Source organism: uncultured Ralstonia sp. (genome assembly GCA_913056305.1).
Lineage (GTDB): Bacteria > Pseudomonadota > Gammaproteobacteria > Burkholderiales > Burkholderiaceae > Ralstonia.
This window is the reverse complement of the sequence record CAJXMR010000014.1, coordinates 34407-50925: the sequence shown is the minus strand read 5'-3', so window position 1 is coordinate 50925 and position 16519 is coordinate 34407. Positions and strand designations below refer to the sequence as shown.

General features: G+C 66.2%; 16 protein-coding genes. 8 read left to right on the top strand and 8 right to left on the bottom strand.

Annotated features, from left to right (window positions below; all coding sequences use genetic code 11):
* Window positions 1-948: 948 nt before the first annotated feature.
* Window positions 949-1722, top strand: coding sequence for a tRNA (guanosine(46)-N7)-methyltransferase TrmB (trmB, locus tag QZ609_RS04465; protein ID WP_295491624.1), 774 nt, complete (start codon window positions 949-951; stop codon window positions 1720-1722).
* 25 nt (window positions 1723-1747) lie between these two features.
* On the opposite strand, the gene QZ609_RS04460 is transcribed toward trmB, so the two are convergent.
* The 4 genes from QZ609_RS04460 to QZ609_RS04445 all read right to left on the bottom strand — a co-directional run bounded on the left by QZ609_RS04460 (window position 1748) and on the right by QZ609_RS04445 (window position 4923).
* Window positions 1748-2860 (bottom strand): NADH:flavin oxidoreductase/NADH oxidase, encoded by a 1113-nt coding sequence (locus tag QZ609_RS04460; RefSeq protein WP_295491621.1) that lies wholly within the window; start codon window positions 2858-2860, stop codon window positions 1748-1750.
* 125 nt (window positions 2861-2985) lie between these two features.
* Complete coding sequence (locus tag QZ609_RS04455; protein WP_295491617.1) at window positions 2986-3867, bottom strand: undecaprenyl-diphosphate phosphatase; 882 nt, start codon at window positions 3865-3867, stop codon at window positions 2986-2988.
* A 176-nt stretch (window positions 3868-4043) separates the two neighbouring features.
* Window positions 4044-4658 (bottom strand): DUF1439 domain-containing protein, encoded by a 615-nt coding sequence (locus QZ609_RS04450; RefSeq protein ID WP_295491614.1) that lies wholly within the window; start codon window positions 4656-4658, stop codon window positions 4044-4046.
* Window positions 4659-4665: 7 nt separating this feature from the next.
* Window positions 4666-4923, bottom strand: coding sequence for a YkgJ family cysteine cluster protein (locus QZ609_RS04445; protein WP_295491611.1), 258 nt, complete (start codon window positions 4921-4923; stop codon window positions 4666-4668).
* 188 nt (window positions 4924-5111) lie between these two features.
* Here QZ609_RS04445 and QZ609_RS04440 point away from each other — a divergent pair, with 188 nt between their 5' ends.
* The 4 genes from QZ609_RS04440 (at window position 5112) to QZ609_RS04425 (ending at window position 8485) form a co-directional block, all read left to right on the top strand.
* Window positions 5112-5855, top strand: coding sequence for a TetR/AcrR family transcriptional regulator (locus QZ609_RS04440; RefSeq protein WP_295491607.1), 744 nt, complete (start codon window positions 5112-5114; stop codon window positions 5853-5855).
* A 95-nt stretch (window positions 5856-5950) separates the two neighbouring features.
* Entirely contained in the window at window positions 5951-6601 is a 651-nt protein-coding gene (locus QZ609_RS04435) for a protein-L-isoaspartate O-methyltransferase (protein WP_295491605.1), read from the top strand.
* 25 nt (window positions 6602-6626) lie between these two features.
* Window positions 6627-6959, top strand: a complete 333-nt coding sequence (locus QZ609_RS04430; protein ID WP_295491603.1) for a rhodanese-like domain-containing protein — start codon at window positions 6627-6629, stop codon at window positions 6957-6959.
* Window positions 6960-7060: 101 nt separating this feature from the next.
* Window positions 7061-8485 (top strand): TolC family outer membrane protein, encoded by a 1425-nt coding sequence (locus tag QZ609_RS04425; protein ID WP_295491601.1) that lies wholly within the window; start codon window positions 7061-7063, stop codon window positions 8483-8485.
* Between the two features lie 7 nt (window positions 8486-8492).
* On the opposite strand, the gene QZ609_RS04420 is transcribed toward QZ609_RS04425, so the two are convergent.
* The 4 genes from QZ609_RS04420 to QZ609_RS04405 form a co-directional block, all read right to left on the bottom strand.
* Window positions 8493-9218, bottom strand: coding sequence for an META domain-containing protein (locus QZ609_RS04420; protein WP_295491599.1), 726 nt, complete (start codon window positions 9216-9218; stop codon window positions 8493-8495).
* A 100-nt stretch (window positions 9219-9318) separates the two neighbouring features.
* The gene (waaA, locus tag QZ609_RS04415; protein ID WP_295491596.1) at window positions 9319-10635 is read right to left on the bottom strand and encodes a lipid IV(A) 3-deoxy-D-manno-octulosonic acid transferase; all 1317 of its coding nucleotides are present in this window, start codon (window positions 10633-10635) and stop codon (window positions 9319-9321) included.
* Window positions 10635-11633, bottom strand: a complete 999-nt coding sequence (gene waaC / locus QZ609_RS04410; protein ID WP_295491593.1) for a lipopolysaccharide heptosyltransferase I — start codon at window positions 11631-11633, stop codon at window positions 10635-10637. The genes waaA and waaC overlap by 1 nt, the downstream gene beginning before the upstream one ends.
* Before the next feature lie 39 nt (window positions 11634-11672).
* A complete protein-coding gene (locus QZ609_RS04405) occupies window positions 11673-13061 on the bottom strand; it encodes a phosphomannomutase/phosphoglucomutase (RefSeq protein WP_295491590.1) in 1389 nt (462 codons plus the stop codon).
* A 265-nt stretch (window positions 13062-13326) separates the two neighbouring features.
* On the opposite strand from QZ609_RS04405, the gene QZ609_RS04400 reads away from it, so the two are divergent.
* Genes QZ609_RS04400 through QZ609_RS04390 form a run of 3 tightly spaced genes read left to right on the top strand, consistent with a single transcriptional unit; the run spans window position 13327 to window position 16475 of the window.
* Entirely contained in the window at window positions 13327-14133 is an 807-nt protein-coding gene (locus QZ609_RS04400; RefSeq protein ID WP_295491587.1) for a glycosyltransferase family A protein, read from the top strand.
* Between the two features lie 27 nt (window positions 14134-14160).
* Window positions 14161-15378: a hypothetical protein gene (locus QZ609_RS04395; RefSeq protein WP_295491585.1), complete on the top strand. Its 1218-nt coding sequence runs from the start codon at window positions 14161-14163 to the stop codon at window positions 15376-15378.
* Window positions 15375-16475 (top strand): glycosyltransferase, encoded by a 1101-nt coding sequence (locus tag QZ609_RS04390; RefSeq protein WP_295491582.1) that lies wholly within the window; start codon window positions 15375-15377, stop codon window positions 16473-16475. The genes QZ609_RS04395 and QZ609_RS04390 overlap by 4 nt, the downstream gene beginning before the upstream one ends.
* Window positions 16476-16519: the final 44 nt, after the last annotated feature.

The window sequence follows — 16519 nt, the reverse complement described above, 5'->3', positions numbered from 1 at the left end:
TCAGATCGAGGATGCGTCGCTCGAATCGAGACAGGCCGGACCAATGTATGGCTGCCTCAATGGGGTGATATGCGACCTTGGTGCGGGAGCCCGAAGCGCGTGCCTTGTCCATGTGCAAAAACCTCCTCCCCAACCGACGCCAACTCAGGACATTTCTTTTCCTCAAAGGAAGAACGCGCGGCGCTGGAAGCGACGCAGACTTAGGCCGACCGATAGGCTGTAACAGAGGGGGCGACCTGCTCACGCAAATCGACATTCGGTGGTCGCGAATGCGCAACCGATCCGTCGTTGCCCCTCTCCCAATCCGGGCAGCATTTGCTTATGCTGGGAACACAGAGTGCCTGGCCAGCGAGAAAACTGATGGAGAGCAGTTTTTAGGCAGGGACAAGAATTGCGAAAGACGAATTTGATCTGCCTGTTCCGCTGGCCGCAACGAGAGCCGCTCTGACCGTTCGCGTCTGAGCTGAATCACCGCAGGGTTCGGGGGTTGCGTGGGCGGTTTCGCGAGGGCGGTAGGGCGCATAGAGTCGCCTTCAGACCTTCGGCGTCTGCTGTCAGATGAAAAAAACATCTGGGCTTCGAGCGCGCGACAGCTCATCCGCAACAGAACAGCCCCGCTGCGCAGTGCGCGCACGGTGGGCTGCGTGCTCTTGGCCACGGCCTGCCACGCCTTGGCGACACCGCCCGCGCGTGGTAGCTTTCAGTAGATCATCCTGGCCCTCGGTGGACGTGCCACGTGCCTTTCGACGGCAAGTGTGCGAAAATTAGTCCACAAAGTAGTCCACGCACGTGGACGAAACCTGACAAATTCGTTGTAAATCAACGAGTTAGAGGGCGGATTCTGTTCCCATCGCCCGCTCCACCGAACAGTCTGAAGCCGCCCTCGGCGGCTTTTTTGTTGCCTGCGCGCCCGTCGCTCCATCGACGGGCAACCGGCACGGGATCTCCATGCAGCCCATCGAACAGCCGGGCACCGGCCCCGACGACATCACGCCGGAATCGCAAGACACCAATACCGCAGAGAGCGCCGAAAGCGGTGCGGAAACCGGCCACCCGCGTCGCATCCGCTCGTTCGTGCGCCGCGCCGGCCGTACGTCGACCGGCCAGCAGCGTGCCATCGATGAACTCGGTCCGCGCTTCCAATTGCCCTACACCACAGAGCCGCTGGACTGGGACGCCGCCTTCGGCCGCGCTGGCGCCAAGCGCATCTTCGAGATCGGCTTCGGCATGGGTGAAACCACCGCGCACATCGCGCAATTGCGCCCGGACGACGATTTTCTAGGCGTCGAGGTGCATGAGCCGGGCGTTGGAGCGCTGCTCAAGCTGATCGGCGAACGCGAAATCGGCAACATCCGTATCGTTTCGCACGATGCGGTGGAAGTGCTGGCGCAGATGATTCCGGAGGGTACGCTGGATGGCATCCACGTGTTCTTCCCCGACCCGTGGCACAAGAAGCGCCACAACAAGCGGCGCCTGATCCAGGGCCCGTTCGTCGCCAAGCTGGCGGCCCACCTGAAACCGGGCGGCTACCTGCACTGCGCGACGGACTGGGAGGAATACGCCCACCAGATGCTCGAAGTGCTGTCCGCCGAGCCGCAGCTCGAGAACACCGCCGACGGCTTCGCGCCGCGCCCCGACTACCGCCCCGTCACCAAGTTCGAGAAGCGCGGCCTGCGCCTGGGGCACGGCGTGTGGGACGTGGTCTTCCGCAAGCGCGCCTGACCACGCCGGCGCGCCCTGGCGTGAATTAGCGCGCGCCGAAATGCGTCTCGCCGAAGAGGTTCTTGGCGTGACGCGGGAAGGCGCGCCAATACTGCGGCGGCGCCTTGACCGTCGCGCCCAGCTCGGCCGCCGCGGCCCAAGCCCAGTGCGGGTTGTAGAGGAAGGCACGGCCGACGGCGACCAGGTCGGCACGCCCTTCAGCAACAATGGCCTCCGCCTCGTGCGCCTCGTTGATGAGGCCGACGGCGATGGTCGGGATCTCCGCCTCGTGACGGATCTTCTCGGCAAACGGCACCTGATAGCCGGTCGACAGCGGAATCTGCTGCAGCGGCGACACGCCACCCGACGACGCATCGATCCAGTCGCAGCCGCGCGCACGCAGCGCCTGCGCAAACACCACCGAATCCTCCGGCGTCCAGCCGCCCTCCACCCAATCACTGGCCGACACGCGCACGCCCACCGGGATGTGCTCCGGCACCACCTCGCGCACGGCATCGAACACCTCCAGCGGAAAGCGCATGCGGTTCACGCGTGAGCCGCCGTAGGCATCGGTGCGCTGGTTGGCGATCGGCGAGAGGAACGCGTGCAGCAGATAACCGTGCGCGGCGTGCAGCTCAATGGCTGCCAAGCCCAGGCGCACCGCGCGGCGGGCGGTGGCGACGAACTGATCGCGCACGCGGGCGAGATCGGCCTCGGCCATCTCGCGCGGCGCACGTTCTTCCGGGCGCTGCGGCAGCGCGGACGGGCCCATCGTCTCCCAGCCGCCCGCGTCGAGCGGCAGCAGTGCGCCACCCTCCCACGGGCGCGCGCTCGACGCCTTGCGCCCGGCGTGGGCGATCTGAATGCCGATCGGCACCAGCGAGTTCTGGCGGATGGCGGCCAACGTGCGCGCCAGCGCGGCTTCCGTCGCGTCGTCCCACAGGCCCAGGCAGCCGTTGGTGATGCGCCCTTCCGGCGACACGGCGGTCGCCTCGATCATCAGCAGGCCGGCGCCCGAGAGCGACAGGCTGCCCAGATGCGACTGGTGCCACGCCGTCGCCTGGCCGTGGTCAGCCGAGTACTGGCACATCGGCGAGATAACGATGCGGTTGTCGAGCGCGAGCCCGCGCAGGGAGAAAGGCTGGAAGAGTGCACTCATGATCGGGGGATTCAGCTGGTAGCGTCTGACAGCGGCTGGCGGAAGAAACCGCCAGTGTGTCCGAATCCGCCCGATCGTGCAGACGGCGCGAAAGCCCGCGCCGAGCTAGGGAAATCGCTGGTGGCTTAGGCCTGCCAGGCAATCAGATGCGTGTACGCCGTCACCAGCACGATCACGCCGAACACGATCCGGTACCACGCGAAGCCGCGGAAATCGTGCGTGGCGATGAAACGCAGCAGCCAGCGCACGCAAAAGAACGCCGAGATGAACGCCGCCACGAAGCCGATGCCGAAGATCGACAGATCATCCGCCGACAGCAGCGCGCGCGACTTATACAACTCGTACACCGTCGCCCCGAAAATGACGGGGATCGCCAGGAAGAACGAGAACTCGGTGGCCACCTTGCGCGACAGCCCGAACAACAGGCCGCCGATGATGGTCGAGCCCGAACGCGAGGTGCCCGGGATCAGCGCAAAGCACTGCGCCAGGCCGACCTTGATGGCATCCGAGATGCGCAGGTCATCGAGCGTCTCGATGCGCGGCGCGCCGGCCTTGGCGGCTTCGAGCAGCGCGTTGGCGCGCGGATCGTGCGTCTGGCCACGATGACGCTCGCGCCATTCGGCCCACAGGATCACGAAGCCGCCGATGATGAACGCCGACGCCACCACGATCGGGTTGAACAGATGCGCCTTGATTGCCTTGCCGAAGATCAACGCCAGCGTGATGGCGGGAATCGTCGCCACGATCACGTTGATGGCAAAGCGCTGCTGGCGCGGGTCGTTCGGCAGGCCCTTGATCACATCGATGATCTTGTGGCGGAACTCCCAGCACACCGCCAGGATCGCGCCAAACTGGATCACGATCTCGAAAATCTTGCCCTTCTCGTCGTTGAAGTCGAGCAGCTGGCCGGCCAGGATCAGGTGGCCCGTGCTGGAGATGGGGAGGAATTCGGTCAGACCTTCGACGATGCCGAGAATCAGCGCTTTGATGGCGAGTGCAATGTCCATGCAGTGAGGGGGCGGGTGGAAACGAAAGGGGAAAACGCGTTGGCCGCCGCGTCTTGGAACCGGTTCACGATCCATAGCGAGCGGCCCGAGGTTGGCCCGAGAAGCGCAGCCGTACATGGGTACGGCGAGCATCGCAGGGCCAAGATCGGGTCGCGCAGTAGGATCGTGAATCGGTTCTACGGCCGCTTGGCCTGGACGTGTACGCCTTCGGGCAAAACGGTGATTGTACCGGGCTCGACCGCCATGCCCGCCACTTGCAGCTGCTCGGGCTTGAAGGTGTAGACCGCGTAGTCGTTGAGCAACTGGCCCGCGACGAGTGAGCCAATCGCGCTGATCTGCGGGCCGAGGCCGCCCGGCACATTCTGCAGGTCGAAGCGATCAACGCTGGGCTGGTCCAGACGGATCGAGCGCGTGGGCGCGTCATAGTGCAGGCCGCTCGACACCGCCAGCGGGCCGGTCAATGGTTGCCGGAACAGGCCGCTTTCCACCTGTGCATCGGTCTGGATGGCGATGCGGTTGCGCGCCGGGTCCAGCGTGATCTGCGGGTTGGTAAGCGTCACGTCGAAGAAGCCCAGGAAGCGCCGCTGGAACGGAAACTTGCGCGCCAGTGCTTCCTGCATCTGGCCGCGCGAGAAGGTGTAGCCGTTACCGGTCCAGCCGGCCGGCATGCAGGCGACCAGCACCACGGCAATGGCCAGCGCCAGGGCAGCCGCCCCGCCCCACCAGCGCAGGCGGAGCGAAGGCTTGGGCGACATGGACGACGAGGGGGGCGTGGGGGCGATGTCAGGCATAAGCGGTTCAATGCGCCGCAGTGGCGATTTCGAGTCGGGTCAGGAAGTGCATGGCGTGCGCGGCCGTGCCGCCGCACATGTCGGGCTCGGGCTGGAGGCTACCGCACACCGCTGGGCGCTCCGGTTGGCCGAAGATGCGGCAGCGGTTGGCTGCATCCAGCTGCGCACAGCGCACGCCGGCCGGCTTGCCATGCGGCATGCCGGGGATCGGGCTGGAGATGGAGGGCGCGATGCAGCACGCGCCACATTGGGGTCGGCAATCCATGGCCGTCAGAGCGAAGTTTCCTAGTTGAAGCCGCTATTGTGCACCAGCACATTCGAGGCCAATTCCGATTGACGGTTCCGATGCCGCTTGACCCACCCATGCGGCATGCGTACATTAATGACCGGAAAGTAAGTTATCCGCGAGTCAGTGGCACCCGTCCATTGATTCCACTCTGAGCCGCACCCGCCGTGACCGATCGCGAATCCGATTCTTCCGCCAAACGCTGGACCCGCCGCAAGGAAGCCCGCCCGCAGGAGCTGGTGGCGGCCGCGCTCAGCCTGTTCGTGGCGCGCGGCTATGCGGCCACGCGCCTGGAAGACGTGGCTTCGGCCGCCGGCGTGTCCAAGGGCACGGTCTACCTGTACTTCGCCAACAAGGAAGAACTGTTCAAGGCCGTGGTGCAGGAGAACCTGGTGCCCGCACTGGCCGAGGGCGAAGCCCTAATCGACACGTTCGATGGCACCAGCGAGGCGCTGCTGCACGAGATCCTGATGGGCTGGTGGGAGCTGATCGGTGAATCGCCCGCCTCGGGCCTGACCAAGCTGCTGATGGCCGAATCGGGCAACTTTCCCGACCTGGCCCAGTACTACAACGAGGAAGTCATCGAGCGCTGCGACCGCCTGTTCGCGCGCATCCTGGCACGCGGCGGGGCGCGCGGCGAGTTTCGCCAGACCGACGTGGACATGACCACGCTGGCCATGACCGCGCCGATGCTGTTCCTGATGATGTGGAAGCACTCCTTCGGCCCCTGCGCGACGCGGCCGCTGGAGCCCAAGGCCTTCGTCACCCACGTGGTCTCGCTGATGCTGCACGGCTTGCTGCGCAATCCGGTGCCGGGCATCGTGGCCCCGCCGCCCCCGCCGCTGACCGCCCAGCCGTGGCGTACGCCGCACCCAAGCGATGCCCCCGCCAGCGGAGACACCGAATCATGACGATCGCTGCCGGAATGTCCTCCGGACTTGCTAAAATGCCGGGTTTGTCGTCAAACCCTCATTCGCATCACTCGCTCCGCATGGAAGGCATGCCCATGGACATCGAAAAATCCCGGTTCAACATGATCGAGCAACAAATCCGTCCGTGGGACGTGCTCGATCTCGACGTGCTCGACCTGCTGGCGGTGGTCAAGCGCGAGCACTACGTGCCCGAGGCCTACCGCGCGCTGGCCTTCGTCGACATGGAAATCCCGCTGGCCGGCGGCCAGAACATGCTGGCCCCGCGCGTGGAAGCCCGCGTGCTGCAGGAGCTGACCGTGCGCAAGCACGAAGACGTGCTGGAAATCGGCGCGGGCTCCGGCTACATGGCGGCGCTGCTGGCCCACCGCGGCCGCCACGTCACCACGCTGGACATCGTGCCCGAGCTGATCACCCTCGCCCGCGACAACCTGGCCCGCAACGGCGTGACCAACGTCGATGTGGTCGAGGCCAGCGGCGCGCAAGGCTGGGGCCAAGAAGTGTACGACGTGATCTGCGTATCGGGTTCGGTGCAGGCTGTGCCGGAAGCCCTGCTCAAGCAGCTCAAGGTGGGCGGCCGCCTGTCGATCTTCGTCGGCACGGCGCCGGTCATGGAAGCGCAGCTCATCACGCGCATCTCCAACACCGAATACCAGACGCGCAACCTGTTCGAGACCTACGTGACGCCGCTGGTGGGCGTGCCCGCACCGTCGCAGTTCCGCTTCTGACCCACCCCGGCTCTCCCCAATCATCATGCAACAGCTCGCTCCCACCGCCCTCGCCCAATGGCTCGCCGACGCATCGCGCGCGCAGCCCGTCCTGCTCGACGTGCGCGAGGCGGAGGAAGTGCAGATCTGCGCCCTGCCCGGCATCACGCACATCCCGATGAACGAGATCCCGCTGCGTGCAGGCGAGCTGAATGCTGACCAAGACATCGTCTGCATCTGCCACCACGGCGGGCGCAGCGCGCAGGTTGCGCAGTTCCTGATCGTGCGTGCGGGCTTTGACCCGGCACGCGTGTTCAACCTGCAAGGCGGCGTCCACGCCTGGGCTGGCCAGGTGGACCCGCAGATGGCGACGTACTGATTGGGGAAGCCGCCGGGCGCCGCCTTACGCGCCCGCGCTGCCTTCCGACGTTTTCCTCGTCTGGGGGCTTTATGAGTGTTGCTCGCAGTAGCCGCGCGCGGATGGCCGCACGCGGTTCGCTTGTTGTGCTGTGCTGCTCGCTGGTGCCGGTGTTCGCGTGGGCGCAAACGCCCTCGCCGGGCGCCGCCGATCTGCTGTCGGCCTACCGTGCCGCGCTGGCAAACGATCCACAATTCGCCTCGGCGCGCGCGCAGTCGCTCGCCCAGGGCGAGAAGCTCACGCAAGGCCGCGCCGGCCTCCTGCCGCAGATCGGCGGCGCGTGGAGCTCGACCCGCGTCATCTTCGACCAGAACGCGCCAGTCGACTTCAACAAGACCTTCTCGTCGACGGGCTGGACGCTGTCGCTCTCGCAGCCGCTGTTCCGTTGGGACCGGTGGGAGACCTACAAGCAAGGCGAAATCGCCGCCGCCGCCGCCGAGGCCAGCCTCGCGCAGGCCCAGCTGGACCTGATCACGCGCACCGCGCAAGCCTACTTCGACGTGCTCAACGCGCAGGACACGCTGCAGCTCGCGACCGCGCAGCGCGATGCGATCCAGCAGCAGTACGAGCAGGCACGCCGCAACTTCGACGTCGGCAACGCCAACATCACCGATGCGAACGATGCGCAGGCGCGACGCGATGCAATTGACGCCACCGTCATCGCCGCGCAGAGCGACCTGGAGGTCAAGCAATCGGCGCTCAAGCAGATCACTGGCGAGCCCATCGGCCGGCTGGCGGGCGTGCGCGATGGTGTGGCGCTGCCGCAGCCGGAGCCGACGGTGCAAGAGCGCTGGGTGGATCAGGCGCGCACCGGCAACCTGCAGGTGGCGCTGGCGCAGTTCAACCTGCAAAGCGCCGCGCACGACGTGAACAAGGCCAAGGCCGGGCACCTGCCCTCCGTCGACCTCGTCGCGCAGACCGGCCATACGAATGCCAGCGGCAACCAGTACCTGCCGTCGCTGCCGGGCGGCGCCCGCTTTGACAGCTCGCAGATCGGCGTGCAGGTGTCGATCCCGATCTTTGCGGGCGGCGCGATCCAGTCGCGCGTGCGCGAAAACATCGCGCTGGAGACCAAGGCCGCGAGCGATCTCGAGTTTGCCCGTCGCGGCGCCGAGCAAGGCGCGCGGCAGGCCTACATTGGCGTGATTGCGGGATTGGCGCAGGTCAAGGCGCTGGAGGCGGCGGAAGTGTCGGCGCGCACGGCGTACGACTCCAACCAGCTCGCCTACGGCGTGGGCGTGCGCATCGGCACCGATGTGCTGAACGCGCAGGCACAGTTGTTCCAGGCCCGGCGCGATCTGGCACGCGCGCGTTACGACACCATCGTCAATGGCCTGCGGCTGAAATCTGCCGCAGGCGCCTTGAGCGAGGCGGACGTGGTGCAGGTCAACACGCTGCTGACCGCCAACGCCGCGGACAGCATCACCGCCCTGCCTCGCCCGGTCGCCACCACCAAGATCCCGGCAACCACGCAGAAAAAGCGCTGACGCGACGTCAGTGCGACTGGCCGGGCTGCGACGGTGCCGACAAAGGCCGCTCGGCAAACTGCAGCAGCGCGCCGCTGGCGGTCTTCCAGACCACCTGACGGCCCTGCTTGCCCGCCGGCGATGGCTGCATGCCAACGGTCGCCAGCGGCGACTTCAACGCCTCCAGGAAATCCGTCTCCAGCTGCATGCGGGCTGGGTCGCACGCCATGCGCGTTGCCACCAGCGCGCCAAAGCGCATGCCCGAGACGAGCTTCTCATACGGCCCCGTGAAGCGGTTGCAGCCGGCGTAACCCGAGGCCACGCCGCTGGCCGCTTCCAGGCCGGCGCTGAATTCAATGAAGAGGGGCTGGTTGGCGGGGTCTGCGCCTTCCTCTTCAGCGGAGGGCAGCTCCTTGGGCGCGGCGCCAGACTCCTGCCAGCGCACCAGCACGAAGCGCGAACGGCCCTCGCCCTGCGCCTGTGCCGGCGAGGCCTGACCAGCGTTGGGCGTGGCGGCGACAGGTGCGGCGGCGGGCGCAGGTGTCGGCGCGGCCGGGCTGGAGGCTGCGGCAACCGGCGCGGAAGCGGGCACGGCCGCCACGGGGGCAGCGGCCGGCTTGCTGGTTACCGTGGGCGTCATGCAGCCGGCACCGATGATGGTGGCGGCCGTCAGCGCCGCCAGGGCTGCTGCAACCAGCACCACGCGGCGCGGCGTGTGCAGCAGGCTGGGCTTGGAACGGTCGGGGTGTGACATGAACGGGTTGTGAACGGTGACGGTTTGCAAACGACGCGAAGCGGATTAGTCAGCCATCCACGTCATGAGTTCGCAGTTTTCGTGGCGCCCCTGCGCGCGGCTACAACGTCGGCAACACCAGCGCGGCCACCGCCTCCACCGTGCGCGCCGTCGCGCCCCCGTGCGTGGCAGCAAACGCCAGTGCCGCGCGCGAGGCGGTCTCGCGCGCGTCGGCATCGGACAGCCACGTGTCGATCACGCGCACGGCCGAGGCCGCATCGTCCACCTGGATGCACGCACCGGCGCCCACCGCATCGCGTGTGGCCTGCGCGAAGTTGAACGTATGCGGGCCGATCGCCACCGGCGTGCCGACCGCGCAGGCCTCGATCAGGTTCTGGCCGCCCAGCGGCAACAGGCTGCCGCCAATGAAGGCAGCCTGCGCGGCGGCGTAATACAGCGCCATCTCGCCCATCGAATCCCCCAGCAGGATGTCGGCCTCCAGCGCATCGGCGCCGCTGGAAACGCCTGCCGCCGACAACGACAGCGCACTGCGCCGCGCCACGCGGAAGCCGATGCGCTCGGCCAACTGCGCCACTTCGTCAAAGCGCTGCGGATGGCGCGGCACCAGGATCAGCAGCGGATGACGCCGCCCCGCATGCTGTGCGCGATGCGCATGCCACGCGTCGAGCAGCAAGGGCTCCTCGCCTTCGCGCGTGCTGGCAGCCACCCACACGGCGCGCCCGGCGAGCGCCTCGCGCAACGCGCGGCCGGCCATGATCTGATCGACGTGCGGCGTGATGTCGAACTTGAGGTTGCCCGTCACGCGCACGCGCGGCACGCCGAGCGAACGGTAGCGATCAGCATCATCGGGCGTCTGCGCCAGCACGGCGGCGAGCTGCGCGTAGGTCTCGCGCGCCGCCTCGCCCAGGCGCGCGGTGCGCCGGTGACTGCGCGCGGACAACCGGCCGTTGACCAGCACCATCGGCACGCCCGCATGGTAGGCACGCTCGATCAGCACCGGCCAGATTTCGGTTTCCATCAGCAGGCCGAGGCGCGGCAGGAAGTGCCGCAGGAAACGATCGACGGCGCCCGAGAGGTCGTACGGCAGATACGCCTGGATGACGCGGCCATTGCGCTGCGCCGCAAACTCGGCGCCGGTGCGGCGGCCGGTCGGCGTCATGTGGGTCAGCAGCACATCGTGCTCGGGAAAGCGTGTCAGCAACGCATCGATGAGCGGCTGCGCGGCGCGCGTCTCGCCGACAGAGACGGCGTGCACCCACAGCAGCGGGCGATCCGGGTTCGCGCGCGGCGGATAGAAGCCCAGCCGTTCGCCGATATGCTGGCGATAACCGGGCTCCTTGCGGCCGCGCCACCACAGGCGCAGCAGCGCGAACGGCAAGGCGATGCGCCAGAGCCAGCGATAGAGAATGCGCAGCATCAGAGCACACCCAGCGCGCGCAGCGCATCGAGCGCCTGGGCGCTGGTCGGATGGGCCTCGGTGCTGCCGAGATCGTGCACCTGGGGCGTCCAGTAGCCGCCCGTGCGCCACGACGTGGAGAAGTTGTAGAGCGCCACGGTCGGCTTGCACAGCGCGGCGGCGATATGCACGAGGCCCGTGTCGACGCCCACCACCGCCGTCGCCAGATCGAGGAACGTCGTCACCTCCGGCAGCGACATGCGCGGCGGAATCACCACGCGCCCCACCGTGCCCGGCACCGCGGCGACGATGGCTTCACGGATGGCCTCGCTGGTGCGGCGCTCGGTCTCGCTGCCCCACGGCAGGACGAGCGCGTAGTCGCGCGCCAGCAGCTCGCGGGCAACATCCACCCAGGCCGCCTGTGGCCACCCCTTGTCCGCGCGCGACGTCGCGTGCACCAGTGCCACGTACGGACGCGGCAACGTGAACGGCAGCGCGGCCGGCGGCTGCAGGCCGAAATCGATGGTGTCGGGCAGCGTGTAGCCGAGCACCTCGGCCACCAGACGGCGCGAGCGCTCGACCACGTGCACACGCGGCTCCATGTGGACCTTGCGTTGATAGAACAGGCGCGCCAGCGGCTCGTAGCCGGCGCCTTCCGTGCGGTTGCCGAACCCGGCCACAAAGCCGTTGGGCATCAGGCGGGCCTGCGCGGCCACCAACGCCGTCTTGATCAACCCCTGCGTATCGAGCACAACATCGTACGGCTTGGCGCGCAGCGCACGGCGGAACGCCGCCACCTCACCCCACGTCTTGCCGGAGCCCAGCGACTTGCGCCAGCGCCGCAGCGCAAACGGGATCACGCCCTGCACCCCGCGCACGATGCGCACCAGGCCGGCGAAGCCCTCCTCGACCACCCAGTCGATCTCGGCGTCCGGATGCGCGCGCAGGATGTCCGCCACGATCGGCGTGCAGTGCAGCACATCGCCAAGCGACGAGACCTTGACGATCAGCACACGCATGCCGTCTTCCTTTCCCCCAACTTCATCAATGCCGCCGGCTTAGAACGGCAGGTTCGCGTCCGGCTTCTCGGCCAGGATCACGCGGCGGAACTCGCCCTGGATGCGCGCCATGGCGACATCGTTGTCGGCCTCGAAACGCATCACCACCACCGGCGTGGTGTTGGACGGACGGGCCAGGCCGAAACCGTCTTCGTATTCCACGCGCACGCCGTCGATGCGGTTGACTTCCTTGGCGCCATCAAACGTGGCATTGGCCTTGATCTTGTCGAGCAGCGTAAAGGCCTCGCCTTCGGCACACTTCAGTTGCAGCTCCGGCGTGCAATGCGAGTTGGGCAGCGCGTTGAGCGCGGCGCTCGGGTCAGCCAGGCGCGAGACGATCTCGAGCAGGCGCGCGCCCGTGTACAGGCCATCGTCGAAGCCGTACCAGCGGTCCTTGAAGAAGATGTGGCCGCTCATCTCGCCAGCCAGCGGCGCGCCGGTTTCCTTCAGCTTGGCCTTGACCAGCGAATGGCCGGTCTTCCACATCGTGGCCTTGCCGCCATGCTCGCGGATGAACGGCGCCAGCTTGCCGGTGCACTTCACGTCGAAGATGATCTCGCCGCCCGGGTTGCGCGACAGCACTTCCTGCGCGAACAGCATCAGTTGGCGATCGGGGAAGATCACCTGACCGTCCTTGGTGACCACGCCCAGGCGGTCGCCGTCGCCGTCAAAGGCGAGGCCGAGTTCGCAGTCCGTGGTCTGCAGCGTGCGCACGAGGTCCTGCAGGTTCTCGACGTGGGCCGGGTCCGGGTGGTGGTTCGGGAAGTGGCCGTCCACCTCGCAGAACAGCTCCGTCACCTCGCAGCCCATGGCGCGGAACAGCGCCGGCGCGAACGCGCCCGCCACGCCGTTGCCGCAGTCCACGGCGATCTTCATCGGGCGGGCCAGCTTGACGTCCGACACGATGCGGTCGATGTACTGCTGGTGCACGTCCACCTGGACGTAGCTGCCGGCGCCCTCGGAAAAGTCGCCCTGCTCGATGCGCTGGCGCAGCGCTTGGATCTGCTCGCCGTAGATGGCCTGGCCGGCCAGGACCATCTTGAAGCCGTTGTAGTCCGGCGGGTTGTGGCTGCCGGTGACCATCACACCCGAGGTGGCGCGGCGGCCGGCCAGCTCGATGTTGGTGCCGAAATAGACCATCGGGGTGGCGACCAGGCCCAGGTCGATCACGTCGACGCCGGCCGCGCGCAGGCCCTCGGCCAGCGCCGCGAGCAGATCCGGGCCCGACAGGCGGCCGTCGCGGCCGATCACTACGGCCGATTCGCCCTTGGCGCGAGCCGCCGAGCCAAATGCCCGGCCGATCAGGCGAGCGGTGTCGGTATCGACGGTCTTGCCGACGATGCCGCGGATGTCATAGGCCTTGAAGATGGAGGGGTCAATGCTGCGCATGGGAGTGCCTAAAAGAATGTTCAACATTGCCGATTGTAAACGCTGCGCCGGGTCGCCTCGAAGGCACCTCCCAAAGCGCACGGGAGGGAGCGTTCGTCACACGCGTCGACGATATAATGCCGGGTTAATCGCGGCCACCCCGATCGGCCTCCAATCGACCCGCCTTGCGTGATGACAAGATGGCGTGCATTTGCGCACTACCCGGCTTTGATGCTTCAGGTTCCGCTTCGGGCCTCCATCTGCTCACACCTCGGAGTCCCCATCCGTGATCACCGTCCTGACGCCCACCTACAATCGCGCCCATACGCTGCCAAGGCTGTATGAGAGTCTGCGGCGCCAGACTAGCCAGGATTTCGAGTGGCTGGTCGTCGACGACGGCAGCGAGGACGGTACGCGCGAGCTGGTCGCCGGGCTGATCGAACAAGACGATGTACGCATTCGGTACGTTTTCCAGCCCAACGCTGGCAAGCATGTCGCCCTGAACACCGGCACCCTGCAGGCTCGGGGGGACACGATCCTGATTGTTGATAGCGACGATGCGCTCGTCCAGAGCGCGATCCAGCAGATCGCGGACAAGTTCACCCTGTACACGCGTGAAGGCGTGAAGGGCCTCTGCTTCCGGAAGGCCCTCCTCAATGGAGACATGCTGGGCAGAAGCGTCGACGCCGAGGCCATTGAACTCAGCCCAACCGAAGCCGCCAAGACGTTTCGCGGCGACCTGGCCTATGTCTTCACGAAGGCGGCGATGGCGAGTCACCCGTTCCCGCAAATCCCGGGGGAGAAGTTTGTGCCGGAGCTGTATATCTGGAACAAGATCGGCGATACGGGACAGATCGTGTTCTTCCCAAAGCAGGTCATTTATCTGTGCGAATACCTGCCGGACGGTTACACACACAACTTCATGTCGACGCTCAAGAAGAACCCGAAAGGATTTTTGCTCTTTTACGCCGACCAGATCGGCCGGGAAACATCGCCGTTCGTGAAGCTCAAGTACGCCATACGCTCGCTGCAATGCTGCTATTTCCAGGCAGTTAAGCGGCTTGGCAGCAGGGCACCGCAAGTCAACCATTGAGGCGGCTCCACACGCATCGAGCAGCCCATGCCCCAACGTATTCTTTCTATCCTTGCCAGACTGAGCCGCGCATCGCTCATCACTGCGGTCTCGTCGGCTTGCGCGCTGCTTGAGTTGTGGGCGCTCGGCAGCCGGCTGCCGGTGCACGAACTGGGCGTGGTGCTGGCGGCGCAAGGCGCGGCGGCATTGTTGGCAGCGGTCGGAGAGGCTGGCCTGTCATTGTGGGCAGCTCAGCGGCTGGCCACATGTGCCACACCGCGGCGCCTGACAGCACTGTCTCGATACGCCATAGCCGTGCGCTTGCCGCTGTTTGCGGTGCAAGCCCTGTTGATTGCCTTGGCCGCGCGTTACACGCTCGTGGGCTGGAGCCACTTTGGTGTGACGCTGCTCATGTCGGCGTCGATGGCATTCAGTTTTGGCTGGATCTTCATCGCCACAGAGCATTACCTGCCCCTGGCTGCGACCGAGGGTGTTGCCCGCGTAACGGGCTTGGCGGCGTTCCTGGTGATCCCCGTCAAGTCTGCGGATACAGCCCTGCTGTGCTTGGCACTGTCCGGCGCAGCGCAATCACTGCTGCAACTGTTTGTGGCGCGCCGCACAGGTCTGCTGACGGCCATGCCGGCGTTGCGCTTCAGACGAGTGCGCATACACGTGCGCCACGTTGCCGCCTACCGCTCAGCCGTCATCCTGGCAGTCGGCCGCAATATCCTGCCGGTATCGGTCGGCGCCATCGTGGCCGCACCGATCGCAAGCACTGCACTTGCCGCCGAAAAGGTTTCGCGAGCCGCGACGGGTGTGGTGTCCGCAGTACTGGGGTACATCCTGCCGGCGCTTGGCAGAGGCTTTCGCGAAAGACGCGCCGTGCACGTCTTCGGGATCAACCTCTTCGCTGCGGCGGTAGTTGCCTCAGCCACGGCAGCGGCACTGGCCGTCTACATCCACGTGTCTCATGCGCCGCTGGCTGCGCTCTTTTCCGGCGACATCGCATTACTCGCCACTGCCGCTATCCTGACCGGGACCCGGGTCGCGTTCTCGGCAACGTTGTACACGCGCGTGCTTGCGCGTGGTGACTTCGTCCTCGCGTCGCGTCTGCTTGCTGCCCAAACAGTCAGCGCCGGTTTCGCCGCCATCCTCCTCCAAGCCTTTTCGTCAGTTGTCTTGCTCCTGGTAGTGCTGAGCCTGTTTGATCTGGCCTTGGTCGCGCTAGCCGTGCAATTCGGTCAACGCATTCAAGAGAAAAGATGAATCATCCCAAGGACCTGGTCTACGTCATCACCGGCCTGAACCGCGCTGGCGCCGAGCTGGTCTGCCTGAGCCAGGTTACCTACTTCGCCAGCCTTGGGTATCGCGTGGGCGTCATCTACCTGGTGGAGGGGCACGACCAACTGGTCCCGGATTTCGAAGCCGCTGGTGCGGAAACGGTCTGTTTGGGCATGCGGTCCTTCTACTCACTCCCGCAGGCCCTACTGCGCTGTTGCCGCATGCTCAGGAAGTGGCGCCCTCGGATCGTGCACTCGCATATGATCCACGCCACCATTCTCGTTTCGCTGATCAAGTGGACCCTCCCCCGTGTCAAATTGGTCGTCACTGCGCATAGCCTTCACGAAGGTGGTCGCATGCTTTACCTGCTCCAGCGACTCACACGCCGCGCCCCCGACCTTGCAACCAACGTCAGCGAAGCCGCGACCGCAGCTTATGTTTCGCATGGGCTCTTCAATTCGCGGACAGCAAAATGCATTCCCAATGGCGTCGATGTCAACAAGTTCCGCCTGCGTGAAGACCCACATGCCCGGACGGAGGGAACGTTCACCTATGTCTGTGTGGCGCAGTTCCGCCCCGAGAAGAATCACCGGTCGCTTCTGGCGGCCTTCGCTAGGACCTACGCGGCCAGGCCCAATTCGAGACTGCTCTTGCTGGGCGAAGGACCCATGCTCCGCGAATGCAAAGCGCTTGCGCATGCGCTTGGGTGCGCGCAGGCCGTGACGTTTGCCGGCGGCAACGCCGATGTCGTCGCGGCACTACACAGCGCCGATGCGTTTGTGCTGGTCTCGCATTACGAAGGTTTTGGCTTGGCGGCGGCCGAGGCCATGGCGGTAGGCCTGCCAATCGTCGGCGCGGATGTGCCGGGCCTGAGAGAAGTCATAGGCTCGAAGGGTGCGCTCGTGGCCCCGGACGATATCGATGCGATCAGTACGGCCATGCTGCGATGCGCCGATACACCGGACGACGCCGAGCAGCGGTGCGGCCGACGAAATCATATCGTCCAGAATTTCAGTCGCGACACAATTCTCAGCCGGTGGGCATTGGAATATCGGCGACTCGGACTTGAGCGGGCCGATTGAGTCAGGATTCTCGCCCCATCTCGTCAAGACCAAAACCAGAAGGC

Coding starts and splice junctions, on each gene's coding strand:
- trmB (WP_295491624.1), top strand. CDS start 949: ATGCAGCCCATCGAACAGCCGGGCACCGGCCCCGACGACATCACGCCG.
- QZ609_RS04460 (WP_295491621.1), bottom strand. CDS start 2,860: ATGAGTGCACTCTTCCAGCCTTTCTCCCTGCGCGGGCTCGCGCTCGAC.
- QZ609_RS04455 (WP_295491617.1), bottom strand. CDS start 3,867: ATGGACATTGCACTCGCCATCAAAGCGCTGATTCTCGGCATCGTCGAA.
- QZ609_RS04450 (WP_295491614.1), bottom strand. CDS start 4,658: ATGCCTGACATCGCCCCCACGCCCCCCTCGTCGTCCATGTCGCCCAAG.
- QZ609_RS04445 (WP_295491611.1), bottom strand. CDS start 4,923: ATGGATTGCCGACCCCAATGTGGCGCGTGCTGCATCGCGCCCTCCATC.
- QZ609_RS04435 (WP_295491605.1), top strand. CDS start 5,951: ATGGACATCGAAAAATCCCGGTTCAACATGATCGAGCAACAAATCCGT.
- QZ609_RS04430 (WP_295491603.1), top strand. CDS start 6,627: ATGCAACAGCTCGCTCCCACCGCCCTCGCCCAATGGCTCGCCGACGCA.
- QZ609_RS04425 (WP_295491601.1), top strand. CDS start 7,061: ATGGCCGCACGCGGTTCGCTTGTTGTGCTGTGCTGCTCGCTGGTGCCG.
- QZ609_RS04420 (WP_295491599.1), bottom strand. CDS start 9,218: ATGTCACACCCCGACCGTTCCAAGCCCAGCCTGCTGCACACGCCGCGC.
- waaA (WP_295491596.1), bottom strand. CDS start 10,635: ATGCTGCGCATTCTCTATCGCTGGCTCTGGCGCATCGCCTTGCCGTTC.
- waaC (WP_295491593.1), bottom strand. CDS start 11,633: ATGCGTGTGCTGATCGTCAAGGTCTCGTCGCTTGGCGATGTGCTGCAC.
- QZ609_RS04405 (WP_295491590.1), bottom strand. CDS start 13,061: ATGCGCAGCATTGACCCCTCCATCTTCAAGGCCTATGACATCCGCGGC.
- QZ609_RS04395 (WP_295491585.1), top strand. CDS start 14,161: ATGCCCCAACGTATTCTTTCTATCCTTGCCAGACTGAGCCGCGCATCG.
- QZ609_RS04390 (WP_295491582.1), top strand. CDS start 15,375: ATGAATCATCCCAAGGACCTGGTCTACGTCATCACCGGCCTGAACCGC.